Source organism: Acidovorax sp. GW101-3H11, assembly GCF_001633105.1.
Classification (GTDB): Bacteria; Pseudomonadota; Gammaproteobacteria; order Burkholderiales; family Burkholderiaceae_C; genus Acidovorax.
The window spans coordinates 89,793-106,026 of the sequence record NZ_LUKZ01000001.1 but is presented as its reverse complement, the minus strand read 5'-3'; the positions used below and the strand labels follow the sequence as shown (position 1 = coordinate 106,026).

Below are 16,234 nucleotides of genomic sequence, written 5' to 3'. Positions count from 1 at the left end.
TCCCGTGACCACTATTCGCCGCCCCCTGGGTCTGCGTTTCTGGCTCATCACGCTGGCCACGGTGGCGGGCATGCTGGTCACCGCGTCGCTGGGGCGCTGGCAACTGTCACGCGCGGCGCAGAAAGAGGCCCTGCAGGCCATGCTGGACGCGCGTGGCCGCATGCCCGCGATGGATGGCCGTGTGCTGCTGTCGCAACCCGCCATGGCAACCACAGAGGCCGAAACCCTGGTGCACCGCGCGGTGGTGCTGGAGGGGCGCTGGGTGCCCGAGCACACCGTGTACCTCGACAACCGCCAGATGAATGGCCGCCCTGGCTTTTTTGTGCTCACGCCCCTGCAGTTGGTGGGCACGCCTTCGGGGGTGGTGTTGGTGCAGCGGGGCTGGGTGCCGCGCAATTTTCAGGATCGCACCCAGCTGCCCCAGGTGCCAACCCCGCAGGATGTGGTGGTGCGCGTGGCGGGGCGCGTGGCTGCCGCGCCCTCGCGGCTGTATGAGTTTGGCGGCGGTGAAAGCAGTGCTGGCGGCCATGGCGCCGAGGGGTCTTCCCGCATCCGGCAAAATCTCGACCTGGCCGCGTTTCGCACCGAAACCGGTCTGGCGCTCGCCCCGCTCACCGTGGTGCAGACGGGCGAGGCGGTGGGTGCGGGCGACGGCCTGCAACGCGACTGGCCCGTGGTGGGCGCAGGCGTCGATAAACACTACGGTTACGCATTTCAATGGTTCGGGCTCAGCGGCCTGATGGCACTTCTTTATGTCTGGTTCCAAATCGTCCGACGGTTCATTCGCCCGCGCAGCCAGCCTGCCCCCTGAAGTCCACGCCGAGCACCCGCTGGGGCTGACCGTGCACACCCTGCCAGAGGCCGGAGATGCCGTGGTCAGCGCGCAGCGCACCCGCCATGGCCGCTGGAAGATGCTGGGCGTGCTGGCGATCTGTGCGGCACCGGTGATCGCCTCGTATTTCACCTACTACGTGATCCGCCCCGAAGGCCGCCGCAACTATGGGGAGCTGATCGATCCCCAGCGCACGCTGCCCGCGCTCACCGTTGCCACACCAGATGGCACTCCGGTGCCCCTGGCCTCGCTCAAGGGGCAGTGGCTGCTGGTCAGCGTGGCTGGTGGCGCCTGTGATGCGCCGTGCCAGAACCACCTGTATCTGCAGCGGCAACTGCGCGAAAGCCTGGGCAAGGAAAAAGACCGCCTGGACTGGGTCTGGCTCGTCAACGACAACGCTGCCATCCCCGACGCGCTGGCACCGGCCCTGCAAAAGGCCACGGTGCTGCGGGTGGACGGCGCAGCACTCAATGCCTGGCTCGCACCGGCGGCGGGCCAGCAGCAGGCCGACCACCTGTATGTGGTGGACCCCATGGGCAATTGGATGATGCGCTTCCCTGCTGCCATGGATGCCAGCGGCGCCGCCAAGGCCAAGCGTGACCTGGAGCGCCTGCTGCGCGCCTCCTCGTCGTGGGACGACGCCGGGCGGCCGGGCCAGCCATGAGCGACACCCAGCCGCTCTACGACCTGGCGCCCGTGCTGGAGCTGATGCTCCTGGGCCTGCTGATTGCGTTGGGGCCGCTGGCCTGGGTGTGGGTGCGCAACCGCCGCAGCTCGCCCATGCGGCGCCTGCAGGCGCTCACGGTGCTGACCTTGTTTTTGACCTTTGATCTGGTGCTGTTTGGCGCCTTCACGCGGCTCACCGATTCGGGCCTGGGCTGCCCTGACTGGCCCGGCTGCTACGGCAGTGCCAGCCCGGTGGGCGCGCGCGCAGAAATTGCGGCCGCACAAGAAGCCATGCCCACCGGCCCCGTCACGCATGGCAAGGCCTGGGTGGAGATGATCCACCGCTACCTGGCCACCGGCGTGGGCGTGCTCATCATCGTGCTCACGGTGTCGTCCTGGGTGCAGCAGCGCCGTGCCCTGCGGGGCGCGGCCGAGGCGCCGCCGCTCAGCCCCTGGTGGCCCACGGTCACCTTGGTGTGGGTGTGCCTGCAAGGGGCCTTTGGCGCACTCACCGTGACGATGAAGCTCTTTCCCGCCATCGTCACGCTGCACCTCATCGGTGGGCTGGTGCTGCTGGCGCTGCTGTGTGTGCAGGCCGTGCGCCATACCCACGCGGCACAAGGCCGCCTGCCCGCTGTGATCTCGCCCGCGCTGCGCCGGGGCCTGGCCTGGGCCGGGTTGCTGCTGGCGCTGCAGGTGGTGCTGGGCGGCTGGGTCAGCACCAACTACGCCGTTCTTGCCTGCACCACCTTCCCCACCTGCCAGGGCAGCTGGTGGCCCGCCATGGACTTTGCCCAGGGTTTTCAGGTCTGGCGCAAGCTGGGCATGCTGCAGGACGGCAGCCACATCAGCTTTGCGGGCCTTACCGCCATTCACTACGTGCACCGCCTCATGGCCTATGTGGTGCTGGCGGCACTTGCATGGCTGGCCTGGCGCCTGCACCGCCGTGGCGTGCTGCGCGCACAAACGCGGTGGCTGGCGGGCCTGTCGGTGCTGCAGCTGGCCACGGGCCTGTCCAACGTGATCCTGGACTGGCCGCTGGTGGCCGCCGTGCTGCACACCGGCGGCGCGGCGGCCCTGGTGGTGGTGCTGACCTGGGCCCTGGTGTCCAGCCGTGCAACCGTGCCTGTTTCCCGAGAGTTTTCCGCGCCGCCTGGCGCATCGAGAGTGTCCGCATGAGTGTCGCCCCCCCCCACGTTGTTGCCTTGCCCTCGCGCATTCAGCAGTTCTATGCGCTGACCAAGCCCCGCGTGGTGCAGCTCATCGTTTTCTGCGCCCTGATCGGCATGGTGCTGGCCGTTCCCGGCCTGCCCACCGCCGCGCAGCTGGGCCACATGGCGCTGGCCAGCGCCGGGGTGTGGCTGGTGGCGGGCGCTGCTGCTGCCTTCAACTGCATCGTCGAGCAGGGCATCGACGCCAAGATGAAGCGCACCGCCTGGCGCCCCACGGCCAAGGGCGAGCTGTCCAACGCGCAGACCCTGCTGTTCTCGGCCGTGCTGTGTGCTGCGGGCTCGGCGCTGCTGTACTTCTGGGTCAACCCGCTGACCATGTGGCTCACCTTCGCCACCTTCGTCGGCTATGCGGTGGTCTACACCGTGATCCTGAAGCCCCTTACACCGCAGAACATCGTGATCGGCGGCGCATCTGGTGCCATGCCCCCGGTGCTGGGCTGGGCCGCCATGACGGGCGATGTGGGTCCCGAGGCGCTGATCCTGTTTCTCATCATCTTCCTGTGGACGCCCCCGCACTTCTGGGCGCTGGCGCTGTACCGCGTGGAGGACTACCGCAAGTCCGGCCTGCCCATGTTACCCGTGACCCATGGCAATGAGTTCACCCGGCTGCAGGTGTTCCTCTACACCCTGATCCTGTTTGCGGGCTGCCTCATGCCGTTTGTGTATGGCATGAGTTCGTGGATCTACCTGGTGGTGGCCGTGCTGCTGTCGGTGGGCTTCTGTGGCTACGGTTTTGCCCTGTGGCGCAACTACTCCGACGCGCTGGCGCGCAAGACCTTCCGTTTTTCCCTCATCCACCTGAGCGTGCTGTTTGCCGCCCTGCTGGTGGACCACTACGTGCTGTGAATTCCATGCTCAAACGAAATGCTCTCAAAACGATAGCTATTAGCGCTTTATCCATGGGCGCAGCAGGCCTTTTTGGTGCGTGTTCTGAGAAAAAGAAGGCCGAGTTTCGCGGCGTGGACATCACCGGTGCCGACTACGCCCGTGACCTCCCGCTGACCGACCACAATGGCCAGGCACGCCACATCCAGGACTTTGCGGGCAAGGTGGTGGTGGTGTTCTTCGGCTTCACGCAGTGCCCCGACGTGTGCCCGACATCGATGCAGGAGCTGGCCGAGGTCAAGCAGATCCTGGGCAAGGACGGCGACCGCCTGCAAGGCATCTTCGTGACGGTGGACCCGGACCGCGACACGCCCGAGGTGCTCAAGGCCTACATGGCCAACTTCGACCCGAGCTTTCTGGCCCTGCGTGGCTCGCCCGAGCAGCTCGCGGCCGTCGCCAAGGACTTCAAGATCTACTACAAGAAGGTCGATGGCAAGACGCCCACCAGCTACACCATGGACCACTCTGCGGGCAGCTATGTGTATGACCCCGCCGGGCGCTTGCGCGTGTACAACCGCTACGGCAGCGGCGCCCAGGCCCTGGCCGCCGACGTCAAGACCCTGCTCGCCGAAGCGGGCTGAGATTTCTGCGGGCCCGTGCCCGCCAGTCCCCCTGCTGGTGTGACAGCACCCGCAACAAAAAACCCGGGCAGGCGCATCGGCCAGACCCGGGTTGATGTTTGTTGGTAGCAAGGGCGTGCGGCGTTTCCGCCGCTCGGGTTTACTCCGCCTTGATGCCGCGCATCGCGATCACGCCACCCAGCAGGTTAGTGTCGGCCTTCACGCGGTTGGCCAGCCCCTCGGGCGACGAGCCCACCGTCTGCCAGCCTTGCTGGAACAGCTTGCCGCGCACGTCTTCGCTGCGGGCAATCTCGCTGATCAGCGCCGCCAGCTTGGCCTGGATGGGCTTGGGCAGGGTGGAAGGCGCTGCAAAGGCATTCCAGATTTCCAGGTTGAAGTTGCCGATGCCTGCTTCGGCCAGGCTGGGCACATCGGGCGCCAGCGGGCTGCGTCCGGAAGACGTCACACCAATCGCGCGCAGCTTGCCCGCACGCACCTGGGCCTGCGCCAGGGCTGGGGGCAGCAGCGCCATCTGCAACTGCCCGCCCAGCATGGCGGTGGCCACCTGCGGGTAGCCCGGGTAGGGCACATGCACCGGGTTGATGTTGCTCCGCGACTTGAGCAGCTCGGTGCCGATGTGGCCCACCGTGCCCACGCCAGGCGTTCCATAGCTCCACTTGTCGCCTCCATTGCGGGCCGCCACAAAGAAGTCGCGGGCGCTGCTGTTGGCAGGCACGCCGGGCTGGCTCACGGGCGCCGTCAGGATCAGGGGGGAGGTGCCGATCAGGCTCAGCGGTGCCAGGTCCTTGATCGGGTCGTACGGCACGGCCGGGTTCAGCAGCTTGGCAATGGTCATGTTGCCATTGATCATCAGGCCGATGGTGTGGTCGTCGCGTGCCTTGGCCACGGCATCGGCAGCAATGTTGCCGCCTGCGCCCACCTTGTTTTCCACAATCACGGGCTGGCCCAGGGCCTTGGACAGCGGCTCGGTGAACGTGCGCGCCGTGAGGTCGGGCGAAGACCCGGCGGGGAAGCCCACGATGATCTTGAGCGGCTTGGTGGGCCAGGCCAGGGGGGCGGCGGCTGCGGCGGCGCCGGGCTTGGCCGTGTTCTGGGCCAGGGCCCAGGGGGAGGCTGCTGCCAGCGCAATCAGCAGCGTAGAAGCACGGCGGGACACAACAGGGCGTGACGACAACATGGGAAGGGGTCTCCTCAACCAGAATATTCAGGGGCCAAAACGACACGGGGCCCCAGAACTGGGGCCCCGTGAGGCAACTTCTGCAGCCGGGGATATTAACCCCGCCGCCCGCAGGCTCAGGCGTACTCGGCCAGCGCCTTTTTCATCTTCTTCATCGCGGCCACCTCGATCTGGCGGATGCGCTCGGCGCTCACGCCGTACACCGCCGCCAGCTCGTGCAGCGTCATGCCGCCCGTGCCGTCGTCGTTGACCTTGAGCCAGCGCTCTTCCACGATGCGGCGGCTGCGGTCGTCCAGGCTGGCCAGGGCCGTGGCAATGCCATCGGTGGCCAGCGCGTCACGCTGGCGCGACTCGATCATCGCCGTGGGCTCGTGCGAGCCATCGGCCAGGTAGGCAATGGGGCCAAAGGCCTGCTCGCCATCGTCCGACGGGGCTGGGTCCAGCAGCACATCACCCCCCGACATGCGGGTTTCCATCTCGATGACTTCCTCGCGCTTGACGTTGAGCTGCGCAGCCACGGCGCTGATCTCGCTGTCAGAGAGCGTGTCGCGGTGCGTGGCAGCGTCTGCTGCAGCAGCATCGGCCTTGAAGCCCTGCTTCATCGAGCGCAGGTTGAAGAACAGCTTGCGCTGGGCCTTGGTGGTGGCCACCTTCACCATGCGCCAGTTCTTCAGGATGTATTCGTGGATCTCGGCCTTGATCCAGTGCATGGCGTAGCTCACGAGGCGCACGCCCTGGTCCGGGTCAAAGCGCTTGACGGCCTTCATCAGGCCCACATTGCCTTCCTGAATCAGGTCGCCGTGGGGCAGGCCGTAGCCCAGGTACTGGCGCGAAATCGAGACCACCAGGCGCAGGTGCGACATCACCAGCCGACCAGCGGCGTCCACATCGTTGTTGTCCTTGAGCTGGCGCGCATAGGTCTGCTCTTCTTCGTGTGTGAGCAGGGGCAGGCGGTTGACGGCCGAAATGTAGGCGTCGAGGTTGCCCAGCGCAGGCACCAACGCCCAGGGGTTGGCGGGAGCCAGGGTCATCGTCGCGGTTCCAGACTGAATGTTCATTCCAGGAATCCTTTCCTCTAAGCCAAGATATTAGCACTCCATGTGATTGAGTGCTAAATCCATAGTTCCCCTGCGGGTGCGCAAGGTTGCCTGTCCGCCATGGCCGGAGTGTTCGTCTCGGGTGACGGGCATGAAAACGCCGGGTTGCTGTGTAAGCCATTGATTGAAAAGGGTTTTTATCAATGATGCCATCCAACTTCAGATGTTCGCCTGGTATCAGAGCAAGCAGAAAGCCCATGGTTCCGTGCACTGGCGCGCCATGTTTTGTCGATTGTTGCGACAAACGGAACGGTCTTTTCGCGCTTTGGGTGTGGCTGGTTGCGGCGCTGGCATTGCCCCTTCCGCCATGGCAGACTGCAGCGCCCAACGCCTTCGGGAGACGCGCATGACCGAGCCGACCGCCCTTTGCGACATCACAGTTGTCACCACCACCGTGGCCACCGAAGCGGAAGCACGGCAGCTGGCGCAGCGGGTTTTGCAGGCGCGGCTAGCTGCCTGTGTGCAGGTGGAGCCGATCACCGCCTATTTCCCCTGGCAGGGCGCGCTGCAGGAGGAGCGCGAATTTCGGCTGGTGTACAAAACCGCACCCCGGGCCCTTCATCCGCTGTTGGCCCTTGTGCGGGCGCACCATCCTTATGTGCTTCCGCAGCTGGTGGTGCAGACGCTGCAGGGCTCGGCGGAGTATGCCGACTGGGTGGACGCGCAAGTGGCCCACGCCGTGGTGTCGGCCTGACGGCGGGTTGGGCACCACCCGGTTGTCCGGGTCCCGGGTTGCCGGTGTGAGCCCGCCACCCCTTCGGTTGATTTACACACTCAAATCAATCTGCTGCACCGTCCCCACCCCTCCGTCCTCGCGCAGGTACACGCTCGTGGAGCGCACGGCGCCCAGGGGGGTGTTGTCGGCGGTGCGCAGGGCAAACGGGGTGGTGGCTGATGCAGCGGTCTGCACAGCGCCCACGCCGAGTTCGGCCAGGGTTTGCAGGCGGCCGGTGCCGTCGGCGCTCGGGGTCCACACCCTCAGTTGCTGGTAGACGGGGTCGGCTTCGTCGATCCAGCCGTTGCCGTCGCTGTCGTGCCGGGCCAGTTCGGCAAAGCCGTTGCCGGTGCCGGGGCCGAAGAGTTCCAGGCCGTTGTCGATGAGCGCGTTCTGGTTGGTGTCCAGCGCCAGATAGCCCCGGTTGCCTGCGAGCAGGGGCACGTTTTCGGTTTCACCGTCGCCGTTCAGGTCGAAGGCAAAACGCTGGTCTTGCAGCTGGGCGGCGGTGCCGTCGAAGTTGATCACCAGCGGGTCGATGGCGGTGGCGTCGCCCAGGCGCAGGCTGAACGAGGATTCCTGGCGGTAGCTGCGCTGCATGTCCAGCTGCAGGGTGAAGCGTATCTCGCGTCCGTCGGCGGTGCGCACCACGCCCTGGGCGCTGAACTGGGTGCGCTCGGTTTCTTCGATGACCTCGCGTTGTTCATAGACCAGGCCAAAACCGGCGCGTTGGCGTCCGGGGGCGGAGTCTGCCTGGGCTTGCGCGGGGCGTTGCGGCGGGGTGGGAGCTTCGGCCGAGGCTTCTGGGCCGGTGTACACGCGCACCCGCACGCCGGTCATGAGTGCGATGAGGTCGCGCATCAGGGCGAGCTGGGGTGTCAGGCCTTCGTCGGCGTCAGTGTCACGGGCTGCCTCCGTGGCCTCGGTGGCCGTGGTGGTGGCCTGGCGGGCCTGCGCGGCCTGGGCCAGGCGGGCGGCGCTGGAGATCTGGACCGCCGGGGCCGCTCGGGCGGGGCTGGGTGCGTTGGCGGGGCGGCGGTCGCCCACCCAGGCTTCAAAGCGGCTGCTTTGGGTGTGCACGCGCGTCGCGACGTGCTGGGCCTGCATCTGCAGGGCGGATGATTCGATCTTCATGGGACACCTCCGCGGTTGCCACAAGGAGATATCGGCCAGCGGGCGCAAGAACTTGATTGACCCTGGTGCGGGCAGGGCTGTGGGGCGCGCGAAGACTCGGGGGCTAAGCGGCTTGCCGCACCTGGCGCTCGAAGTCTTCCAGCGCCAGCGGGCGGCCGAACAGGTAGCCCTGGAACGCCCGGCAGCCGTGCGACAGCAGAAACTGATGGTGCTCGGTGGTTTCCACGCCCTCGGCGATCACGTCCAGGCCCAGGCTGCCCGCCAGCCCGATGATGGATCGCGCAATGGCCGCGTCGCTCGGGTCCAGCAGCACATCGCGCACAAAACCCTGGTCGATCTTGATCTGGTCCAGCGGCAGGCGCTTGAGGTAGCTGAGCGACGAGTAGCCGGTGCCAAAGTCGTCCAGCGAAAAGCCAAGCCCATGGGCCTTGAGCGCGCGCATGGTGGCGATGACGTTGTCCACGTTGTCCAGCAGCAGGCTTTCGGTCAGCTCCAGCTTGATCTGCGCGGGGTCGGCCCCTGTGCTCTGCAGCAGTGCCAGCACCTGGGCCACAAAGTCTTCCTGCAGAAACTGGCGCGCACTCACGTTGATGGCCAGGCTGAGGCGGGCGAAGTGTGGCTCGTGCCGCCAGCGGGCCTGCTGGCGCAGGGCGGTTTCCATGACCCAGTGGCCCAGCGGCAGGATCAGGCCCGATTCTTCAGCCAGCGGGATGAATTCGGCGGGCGACACCATGCCGTGCACCGGGTGGCGCCAGCGCACCAGGGCCTCGGCGCCGGTGATGTGGCCCTGGCTGTCCACCTGCGGCTGGTACAGCAGCAGAAACTGCGCCTGGCGCAGGCCGTTGTGCAGCTCGGTCTCCAGCAGCGCGCGGCGGTTCACGGCCTGCTGCATGTCGGGGTCAAAAAAGCGCAGCGTGTTGCGCCCCGCGTCCTTGGCGCGGTACATGGCCATGTCGGCCTGCTTGAGCACTTCGTCCACCGAGTCGCGGTGGTGGCGCAGCAAGGTGGCGCCGATGCTGGCCGAAAAATGGTGCTCGTGCCCGGCCAGGTCATACGGCTGGCGCAGCTGGGCCAGGATCAGCTCGCCCAGGGTGCGGGTCTGGGCAGCGGCCTCGGTGGCGTCGCTGCTCAGGTTCTGCAGCACCACCACAAACTCGTCGCCGCCCAGGCGGGCCACGGTGTCCTGCTCGCGCACGCAGCCGCGCAGGCGCTGGGCCACTTCCTTGAGCAGCAGGTCGCCCACCTCGTGGCCCCGGGTGTCGTTCAGGGTCTTGAAGTTGTCCAGGTCCACAAACAGCACGGCCGTGGTCATGCCCGAACGCGCGCCGTTGACCAGCACCTGCTGCAGCCGGTCCACCAGCAGGCGGCGGTTGGGCAGTTGGGTGAGCGCGTCGTAAAACGCCAGGTAGCGCGCTTCATCTTCGGCGGCCTTGCGGCCGGAGATGTCGATGTCGATGCAGAACATCTCGGGCGGGTGGCCGGGCACCTGGATGTAGGCGTGGCTGGAGAACACATCCACCGGCGAGCCGTCCTTGCGCTTGAGTTGCAGCTCGCCCGCCGGGATGACCTCGCCTGTCTTGAACATGTGCGCCACATGGCTGCGCACGGCCTCGCGCATGGGGGGCGGGATGATGAGGTCGAGCAGGTTGGCGCCCAGTGCTTCATCGGCGGTGTAGCCGTAGAGGTGCTCGGAGGCCTGGTTCCAGTAGCTGGTGGTGCCGTCTTCCAGGTAGCCCTGCACCGATATCGACGGGATGTTGCGCAGCAGCGAACGAAAGCGCAGCTCCGACTCGCGCAGCGCGCTTTCGGCCTGCTTGCGCTTGGTGATGTCGCGGGCCAGGAACACCACGGCGGCCTGGTCGCCCACCTTCACGCCCAGGGGCTGTGCGCGCCCCTCGAACTCGCGCCGCTCCGCCTGCGTCTGCATCTCGTACTCGATGGTGTGGGTCTGGCCCGATTGCAGGGTGTCGCGGACCAGCGCCATGAAGCGATCGGCCTGCTCTGCGGGCAGCACCTCGTGCAGGCGTTTGCCGATGAGCGCAGGCGCGCTGGCAGCCAGCGCCGTGTCGTCGGGCGAAAGCACCTCCACGTAGCGCCCCTGCGCGTCCAGCACCAGCAGCACATCGGGGATGGCCTGGGCGATGGCGTTCAGGCGGGCGGCCGTGCCCGCCAGCGTGTGTTCGGTGGCCATGCGGTCTTCCACATCGCGCAGCAGCAGGCCCAGCACCACGGTGGCTGGTGTGAAGGTGAGCAAAAAGGGCAGGGCCAGGGTCTGGTTCACGCGCTGCACCACCTCGTGCGGCAGCAGCTGGAACACTGTGATGACCGCCAGGTGCAGCAGCAGCCCGAACACGGCCAGCGGCACCGGCCGTACACCCACCTTGGCGCGTGCGCGTGCTTCGCGGTAGAGCAGGCCCATCACGGTGCACAGCGCAATCACCATCAGGCCCACCTCGGCGCCTGCGCCACCCAGCCACAGGCGCCCCGTGGCGGCCATGGCCGCTGCGATGCAGGCCACCAGGGGCCCGCCAAAAAGCCCCGCCATGCTGAGCACGACCGAGCGCGCGTCAAAGATCACGCCGGGCATCAGCACCACCGGGGTGAGCATGCCCACCACGCAGATGCCGCCAAAGATCAGCCCCGAAAAAAACTGGCCCACCAGCGGGCGATGGCGCCACAGGCGGATGTTGAAGCCGTGCAGAAAACACAGCGCCAACAGCAAGGCAACGCCTTTGACCAGCTCAATGAACATGGGCCTCCGTGCTTTTTCTGGGGAAGGCCCATCATGGGGGAATTGTTGCGATCCGTAAACGTGAAAATGGCCCCAGATGGGGCCATTTGATGTCAAACCAGGCCCTGCAGGGCTGCGGTCCGGGTGCGGTTGAAGGCGGGTTCAGGCCAGCAAAGCCTGGGCAAACTCGCGGGCGCTGAAGGTTTCCAGGTCTTCGAGTTTTTCGCCCACGCCGATGAAATACACCGGGATGGGGCGCTCCTGCGCAATCGCGGCCAGCACGCCGCCCTTGGCCGTGCCGTCGAGCTTGGTCACGACGAGGCCGGTGAGCTGCAGCGCATCGTCGAACGCGCGCACCTGGGCCAGCGCGTTCTGGCCGGTGTTGCCGTCGATCACCAGCAGCACCTCGTGCGGGGCGGTGGCGTCGGCCTTGGTCACCACGCGGCGGATCTTTTTCAGCTCTTCCATCAGGTGCAGTTGCGTGGGCAGGCGGCCGGCGGTGTCCACCAGCACCACGTCCTTGCCGCGCGCCTTGCCAGCGGTGACGGCATCAAAGCTCACGGCAGCCGGGTCGCCACCTTCCTGGCTCACGATCTCGACGGTGTTGCGGTCGGCCCACACCCCGAGCTGCTCGCGCGCCGCAGCGCGGAAGGTGTCGGCAGCGGCCAGCAGCACGGCGGCGCCTTCGTCTGCCAGGTGTTTGGTGAGTTTGCCAATCGACGTGGTCTTGCCCGCGCCGTTCACGCCCGCCACCATGATCACGGTGGGGGTGTGCTCGCCAATCACCAGCGCTTTTTCGAGCGGGCGCAGCAGGTCGGCCAGCGCGTCGGCCAGCAGGCCCTTGACGGCGGCGGGGTCGGTGGCCTTGGCCTCCTTCACGCGGCGCTTGAGGTCGGCCAGCAGGTGGGCCGTGGCCTTGACACCGGTGTCGGCCATGAGCAGGGCCTCTTCCAGCTCTTCATACAGCGCATCGTCGATCTGCGTGCCGGTGAACACGGTGGCAATGCTGCTGCCGGTTTTGCGCAGCCCGGCCTTGAGGCGGTCGAGCCAGCCCTTGCGCTCGGCCGCCACGGGGGCCGGTGCGGGCACCGGGGCTGCTGGTGCGGGCACGAGAGGGGCGGGCGGCGGTGCCACAGGGGGCAGGGGGGCCGGGGGCGCGATGGGCGCAGGGGCTGGCGCAGCCGGGGCTACCGGGGCGATGGCGGGTGCGGCGGTGGGCGCCGCCACGGGGGTTGCTACTGGCACGGCGACAGTGGGGGCCGCCACGGGCACTACAACGGGCGTGGCAACGGGGGCCTGAACAGGCGCCGGAACCGGTGCCACCACCGGCGCAGCGGCAGGTGCCACCACGGGCGGTGGGGCCTCGGCCTCGGGCGTTTTGGCCGCAAAGGGGTTGCGCAGCCAGCCAAAGCCCGAGGGGGCGGGTGCGGCCACCGGCGGTGTGGGCTGTGCGGCAGGGGGCGCGGCGGTCAGCGGGGGCGCTGCGGGGGCTGGCGTGGGGGCCGGTGCGGGGCCAGCGGGTGCCTGGGCGTCTACCGGCGAGGCCGGGGCGGGCACCTCGGCGGGGGCGGGTGCATCGGCCGGGGTGGGGGCGGGTTTTTTCTTGAAGAAACTGAACATTGGAGGGTTCTTAGAATCACTCCATTCTATGAAACGCGCTTTCAACCTCCTGGGCCTCATGGCCTGCCTCTCGTGCGGGGCTGCCTTTGCGGCAACGCCACCGGTGCCTACCACCCCCGCTGCAGCGCCTGCTGCGGCACCTTCAGCCGCGCCTGCGACGGCACCCGCCACGGCATCTGGCGCGCAGCAGTTCACGCTGAAAAACGGCATGCAGCTCATCGTGCAGCCCGACCGGCGCGCGCCCACGGCGGTGCACATGGTCTGGCTGCGTGTCGGCTCCATGGACGAGGTGGACGGCGTGACTGGCGTGGCCCATGTGCTGGAGCACATGCTCTTCAAGGGCACCAAGACGCTGCAGCCGGGCGAGTTCTCGCGCCGCGTGGCGGCCCTGGGCGGGCGTGAAAACGCCTTCACCAGCCGCGACTACACGGGCTATTACCAGCAGATCCCGTCCAACCGGCTCGAAGACGTGATGAAGCTTGAATCGGACCGGTTTGCCAACAACCAGTGGCCCGACGAGGAGTTCAAGAAAGAGATCGAAGTGGTGAAGGAGGAGCGCCGCCTGCGCACCGAAGACCAGCCCCGCGCCATGCTGGCCGAGCAGCTGTTTGCCACCACCTTCATCGCCGCGCCCTACCGCCGCCCCATCGTGGGCTGGATGAGCGACCTGGACGCGATGACGCCCGACGACGTACGCGCCTTCTACCGGCAGTGGTACACGCCCACCAACGCTGCCGTGGTGGTGGCGGGCGATGTGGACGTGGCCCAGGTGCGTGCGCTGGCCGAGAAGTACTACGGCAGCCTGCCCACCCATGCGCTGCCCGCGCGCAAGCCGCGCGCCGAGCCCGAGCAAAAGGGCCTGCGCCGCATTGCCGTCAAGGCCCCCGCCGAGCAGGCCTATGTGGCGCTGGCCTTTCGTGCGCCCAGCCTGCGCCGGGTGGACAACCTCACCGATGCCGACCGCGATGCGCTCGCGCTCATGGTGCTGTCGGCCGTGTTCAACGGCTACGACGGCGCGCGGCTGGACCGCGCCCTGACCCAGGGCGACAACCGCGTGGCCGACAGCGCCAGCAGCAGCGCGATGGTGACGGGGCGCGGCCCCAGCCTGTTCATGCTCAGCGGCGTGCCCGCCGCAGGCAAGACCGCCCAGCAAGTCGAAGACGCGCTGCGCGCCGAGGTGGCCCGCGTGGCGCAGGGGGGTGTGAGCGAGGCCGAGCTGACCCGCGTGAAAACGCAGTGGATCGCCTCCACCGTGTACGAACGCGACTCGGTGATGAGCCAGGCGCAGGAGCTGGGCGGCAACTGGGTGCAGGGCTTCCCGCTCGACGCCAACGAGCGCCTGCTGGCGCTGCTGCGCACCGTGACACCCGCCCAGGTGCAGGCCGTGGCCGCCAAATATTTTGGTGACGACCAGCTCACCGTGGCCACGCTGCTGCCCCAGCCGCTGGACGCCCCCCGCCCCCGCGCGTTGCCCGCGCCSGGTGCGGCCCGCCACTGAAACCGATTTGCGCATTCATCCATGATTACTATTAAAAAGATAGCTGCTCGCGCTTTACTAGCGGGCGCAGGGGCCGTTTTTTATTCACATTCTGCCTGGGCGCTGCTGCCCATCCAGCACTGGACGGAGGGGAACGGCGCCAAGGTGTACCTGGTCGAAAGCCCCGTCATCCCCATGGTGGACGTGCAGATCGACTTTGACGCCGGCACGCGCCGCGACCCGGCGGGCCAGTCGGGCCTGGCCAGCGCCGTGGCCATGATGGCCAGCAAGGGCGTGAAGGCGCAGGGCAACGCCCCCGCGCTGGACGAAAACGGCCTGGGCGAAGCCTGGGCCGACCTGGGCGCCAACTTCGAGGCGGCGGCTGACAACGACGCGCTGCACTACACGCTGCGCTCGCTCACCGATCCACCCCTGCTCGACCAGGCCGCCCGCCTGGCTGCGCGCCAGATCGGCGAGCCCAGCTGGCCCGCCGATCTGTGGCCGCGCGACCGCGCGCGCTGGAGCGCCAGCATCAAGGAATCGCTCACCCGCCCCTCCACCGTGGCGGCCCACGCGTTCGGCACGGCGGTCTACGGCAGCCACCCCTATGGCGTGCGCACCACCGAGCAGACCCTGGCGCGCATCAGCGTGGCCGACATGCAGGCCTTCCACAGCCAGCACATCGCCGCCTGCCGCGCCAAGGTCAGCATCGTGGGCGCCGTGACGCGTGCCCAGGCGCAAACGCTGGTGGCCACGCTGCTGTCGCGCTTGCCCGCCAGCACCGGCTGTGCGCCGCTGCCGCCTGTGGCTGAGATCGCCGCGCTCGCGGCCCCGGCCGAGCAGAACATTCCCTTCACCTCGGCCCAGGCCCATGTGCTCATCGGCCAGCCCGGTTTTCAGCGCCGGGACCCGGACTTTGTGCCGCTGCTGGTGGGCAACCACATCCTGGGCGGGGGCGGTTTTGTCTCGCGCCTGACCAACGAGGTGCGCGAAAAACGCGGGCTCTCGTACAGCGTCTACAGCTACTTCGCCTCCGGCCTGCATGCGGGCGCCTTCACCGTGGGCCTGCAGACGCGGCCCGACCAGGCGGCGCAGGCCGTGCAGGTCTCGCGCGACGTGATCGCCCGTTTTGTGGCCGAAGGCCCCACCGAGGCGGAGCTGCGCGCCGCCAAGGACAACCTCATCGGCGGCTTTGCGCTGCGCATCGACAGCAACAAGAAGCTGCTGGGCAACGTGGCCAACATCGCCTGGAACGACCTGCCGCTCGACTACCTCGATCAGTGGGCAAAGAAGGTCGAAGCCCTGACGGTGGCCGACGTGCGCACCGCCATGGCCAAAAAGCTGCAGCCCGAGCGCATGGTCACCGTGGTGGTAGGAGGTAAACAGCCATGAGCCGATCGACCCTGCGCGGCAGCGCCATCACCGCCGAAATCCGCAAGGCCCAGGCCGCCGCTGCGGCGCCCCCCGTGGCCCCCAAAAAAGGCGCCAAGGACAAACCCGCCGCCGCTGCCGCCCCCAAGGGTGCGGGCGAAATCCGCATCATCGGCGGGCAGTGGAAGCGCACCCGCCTGCCCGTGGCCCAGCGCCCCGGCCTGCGCCCCACGCCCGACCGCGTGCGCGAAACCCTGTTCAACTGGCTGGGCCAGGACCTGAACGGCTGGCGCTGCCTGGACGCGTTTGCGGGCACGGGTGCGCTGGGGCTCGAAGCCGCATCGCGCGGTGCCGCATCGGTGCAGCTGGTGGAGAGTGACGCCGCGCTGGTGGCCCAGCTGCAGGTGCTGCAGGCCAAGCTGCAGGCCAGCGCCGTGCGCGTGCAGCGCGGCGACGGCGTGGCCGCGCTGAAGCAGGCCGCGCCCGCCAGTGTGGACCTGGTGCTGCTCGACCCGCCGTTTGACGGCGACCTGTTTGCCCCCGCCCTGCAGGCCGCCGCCAAGGCCGTGGCCGCCGAGGGTTTCATCTACCTCGAAGCGCCCCGCGCCTGGACCGACGAAGAGCTGGCCCCGAGTGGCCTGGTGCTGTACCGGCACCTCAAGGCGGGTGCGGTGCACGCACACCTGCTCAAGCGCGGCTGACCGACGGCGGCTCGA

14 protein-coding genes are annotated in these 16,234 nt (G+C 68.0%); 9 read left to right on the top strand and 5 right to left on the bottom strand.

The genetic code is table 11. From position 1 onward, the window contains the following. Positions 1-4: 4 nt before the first annotated feature. The 5 genes from A1D30_RS00470 to A1D30_RS00450 are packed head-to-tail and all read left to right on the top strand — an operon-like array spanning position 5 to position 4,196. Positions 5-811: an SURF1 family protein gene (locus A1D30_RS00470; protein ID WP_063458865.1), complete on the top strand. Its 807-nt coding sequence runs from the start codon at positions 5-7 to the stop codon at positions 809-811. Further along, positions 753-1,496, top strand: a complete 744-nt coding sequence (locus A1D30_RS00465; RefSeq protein WP_063458864.1) for a hypothetical protein — start codon at positions 753-755, stop codon at positions 1,494-1,496. Before A1D30_RS00470 ends, A1D30_RS00465 begins: the two co-directional genes overlap by 59 nt. Next, a complete protein-coding gene (locus A1D30_RS00460; RefSeq protein WP_063458863.1) occupies positions 1,493-2,677 on the top strand; it encodes a COX15/CtaA family protein in 1,185 nt (394 codons plus the stop codon). Before A1D30_RS00465 ends, A1D30_RS00460 begins: the two co-directional genes overlap by 4 nt. Next, positions 2,674-3,576, top strand: a complete 903-nt coding sequence (gene cyoE, locus A1D30_RS00455) for a heme o synthase (RefSeq protein WP_063458862.1) — start codon at positions 2,674-2,676, stop codon at positions 3,574-3,576. The genes A1D30_RS00460 and cyoE overlap by 4 nt, the downstream gene beginning before the upstream one ends. Before the next feature lie 53 nt (positions 3,577-3,629). After that, on the top strand, positions 3,630-4,196 hold the full coding sequence (locus A1D30_RS00450; RefSeq protein WP_063458861.1) for an SCO family protein: 567 nt from the start codon (positions 3,630-3,632) through the stop codon (positions 4,194-4,196). A 139-nt stretch (positions 4,197-4,335) separates the two neighbouring features. Here A1D30_RS00450 and A1D30_RS00445 read toward each other — a convergent pair whose 3' ends face one another. Further along, positions 4,336-5,373 (bottom strand): tripartite tricarboxylate transporter substrate binding protein, encoded by a 1,038-nt coding sequence (locus tag A1D30_RS00445; protein WP_063458860.1) that lies wholly within the window; start codon positions 5,371-5,373, stop codon positions 4,336-4,338. Between the two features lie 116 nt (positions 5,374-5,489). Continuing rightward, the gene (rpoH, locus tag A1D30_RS00440; protein ID WP_063458859.1) at positions 5,490-6,431 is read right to left on the bottom strand and encodes an RNA polymerase sigma factor RpoH; all 942 of its coding nucleotides are present in this window, start codon (positions 6,429-6,431) and stop codon (positions 5,490-5,492) included. Between the two features lie 385 nt (positions 6,432-6,816). Between rpoH and cutA the strand changes: the two genes are divergently transcribed. Then, entirely contained in the window at positions 6,817-7,164 is a 348-nt protein-coding gene (gene cutA, locus A1D30_RS00435; protein WP_063458858.1) for a divalent cation tolerance protein CutA, read from the top strand. Positions 7,165-7,236: 72 nt separating this feature from the next. On the opposite strand, the gene A1D30_RS00430 is transcribed toward cutA, so the two are convergent. The 3 genes from A1D30_RS00430 to ftsY all read right to left on the bottom strand — a co-directional run bounded on the left by A1D30_RS00430 (position 7,237) and on the right by ftsY (position 12,670). After that, positions 7,237-8,319 carry a hypothetical protein gene (locus A1D30_RS00430; RefSeq protein WP_063458857.1) on the bottom strand — a complete coding sequence of 361 codons (1,083 nt, stop codon included), beginning with the start codon at positions 8,317-8,319 and terminating at the stop codon, positions 7,237-7,239. 103 nt (positions 8,320-8,422) lie between these two features. Then, a complete protein-coding gene (locus A1D30_RS00425) occupies positions 8,423-11,071 on the bottom strand; it encodes an EAL domain-containing protein (protein WP_063458856.1) in 2,649 nt (882 codons plus the stop codon). 141 nt (positions 11,072-11,212) lie between these two features. After that, on the bottom strand, positions 11,213-12,670 hold the full coding sequence (gene ftsY / locus A1D30_RS00420; protein WP_063458855.1) for a signal recognition particle-docking protein FtsY: 1,458 nt from the start codon (positions 12,668-12,670) through the stop codon (positions 11,213-11,215). Positions 12,671-12,698: 28 nt separating this feature from the next. On the opposite strand from ftsY, the gene A1D30_RS00415 reads away from it, so the two are divergent. Genes A1D30_RS00415 through rsmD form a run of 3 tightly spaced genes read left to right on the top strand, consistent with a single transcriptional unit; the run spans position 12,699 to position 16,219 of the window. Further along, the gene (locus tag A1D30_RS00415) at positions 12,699-14,168 is read left to right on the top strand and encodes a pitrilysin family protein (protein ID WP_063458854.1); all 1,470 of its coding nucleotides are present in this window, start codon (positions 12,699-12,701) and stop codon (positions 14,166-14,168) included. Between the two features lie 21 nt (positions 14,169-14,189). After that, entirely contained in the window at positions 14,190-15,539 is a 1,350-nt protein-coding gene (locus tag A1D30_RS00410) for a pitrilysin family protein (RefSeq protein ID WP_063458853.1), read from the top strand. After that, complete coding sequence (rsmD, locus tag A1D30_RS00405; RefSeq protein WP_063458852.1) at positions 15,536-16,219, top strand: 16S rRNA (guanine(966)-N(2))-methyltransferase RsmD; 684 nt, start codon at positions 15,536-15,538, stop codon at positions 16,217-16,219. Before A1D30_RS00410 ends, rsmD begins: the two co-directional genes overlap by 4 nt. Positions 16,220-16,234 lie beyond the last annotated feature (15 nt).

What these genes read in the sequence shown, in the direction of transcription:
- A1D30_RS00465 (WP_063458864.1), top strand. Translation starts at nt 753, where the DNA reads ATGTCTGGTTCCAAATCGTCCGACGGTTCATTCGCCCGCGCAGCCAGC.
- A1D30_RS00460 (WP_063458863.1), top strand. Translation starts at nt 1,493, where the DNA reads ATGAGCGACACCCAGCCGCTCTACGACCTGGCGCCCGTGCTGGAGCTG.
- cyoE (WP_063458862.1), top strand. Translation starts at nt 2,674, where the DNA reads ATGAGTGTCGCCCCCCCCCACGTTGTTGCCTTGCCCTCGCGCATTCAG.
- A1D30_RS00450 (WP_063458861.1), top strand. Translation starts at nt 3,630, where the DNA reads ATGGGCGCAGCAGGCCTTTTTGGTGCGTGTTCTGAGAAAAAGAAGGCC.
- A1D30_RS00445 (WP_063458860.1), bottom strand. Translation starts at nt 5,373, where the DNA reads ATGTTGTCGTCACGCCCTGTTGTGTCCCGCCGTGCTTCTACGCTGCTG.
- rpoH (WP_063458859.1), bottom strand. Translation starts at nt 6,431, where the DNA reads ATGAACATTCAGTCTGGAACCGCGACGATGACCCTGGCTCCCGCCAAC.
- cutA (WP_063458858.1), top strand. Translation starts at nt 6,817, where the DNA reads ATGACCGAGCCGACCGCCCTTTGCGACATCACAGTTGTCACCACCACC.
- A1D30_RS00430 (WP_063458857.1), bottom strand. Translation starts at nt 8,319, where the DNA reads ATGAAGATCGAATCATCCGCCCTGCAGATGCAGGCCCAGCACGTCGCG.
- A1D30_RS00425 (WP_063458856.1), bottom strand. Translation starts at nt 11,071, where the DNA reads ATGTTCATTGAGCTGGTCAAAGGCGTTGCCTTGCTGTTGGCGCTGTGT.
- ftsY (WP_063458855.1), bottom strand. Translation starts at nt 12,670, where the DNA reads ATGTTCAGTTTCTTCAAGAAAAAACCCGCCCCCACCCCGGCCGATGCA.
- A1D30_RS00410 (WP_063458853.1), top strand. Translation starts at nt 14,190, where the DNA reads ATGATTACTATTAAAAAGATAGCTGCTCGCGCTTTACTAGCGGGCGCA.
- rsmD (WP_063458852.1), top strand. Translation starts at nt 15,536, where the DNA reads ATGAGCCGATCGACCCTGCGCGGCAGCGCCATCACCGCCGAAATCCGC.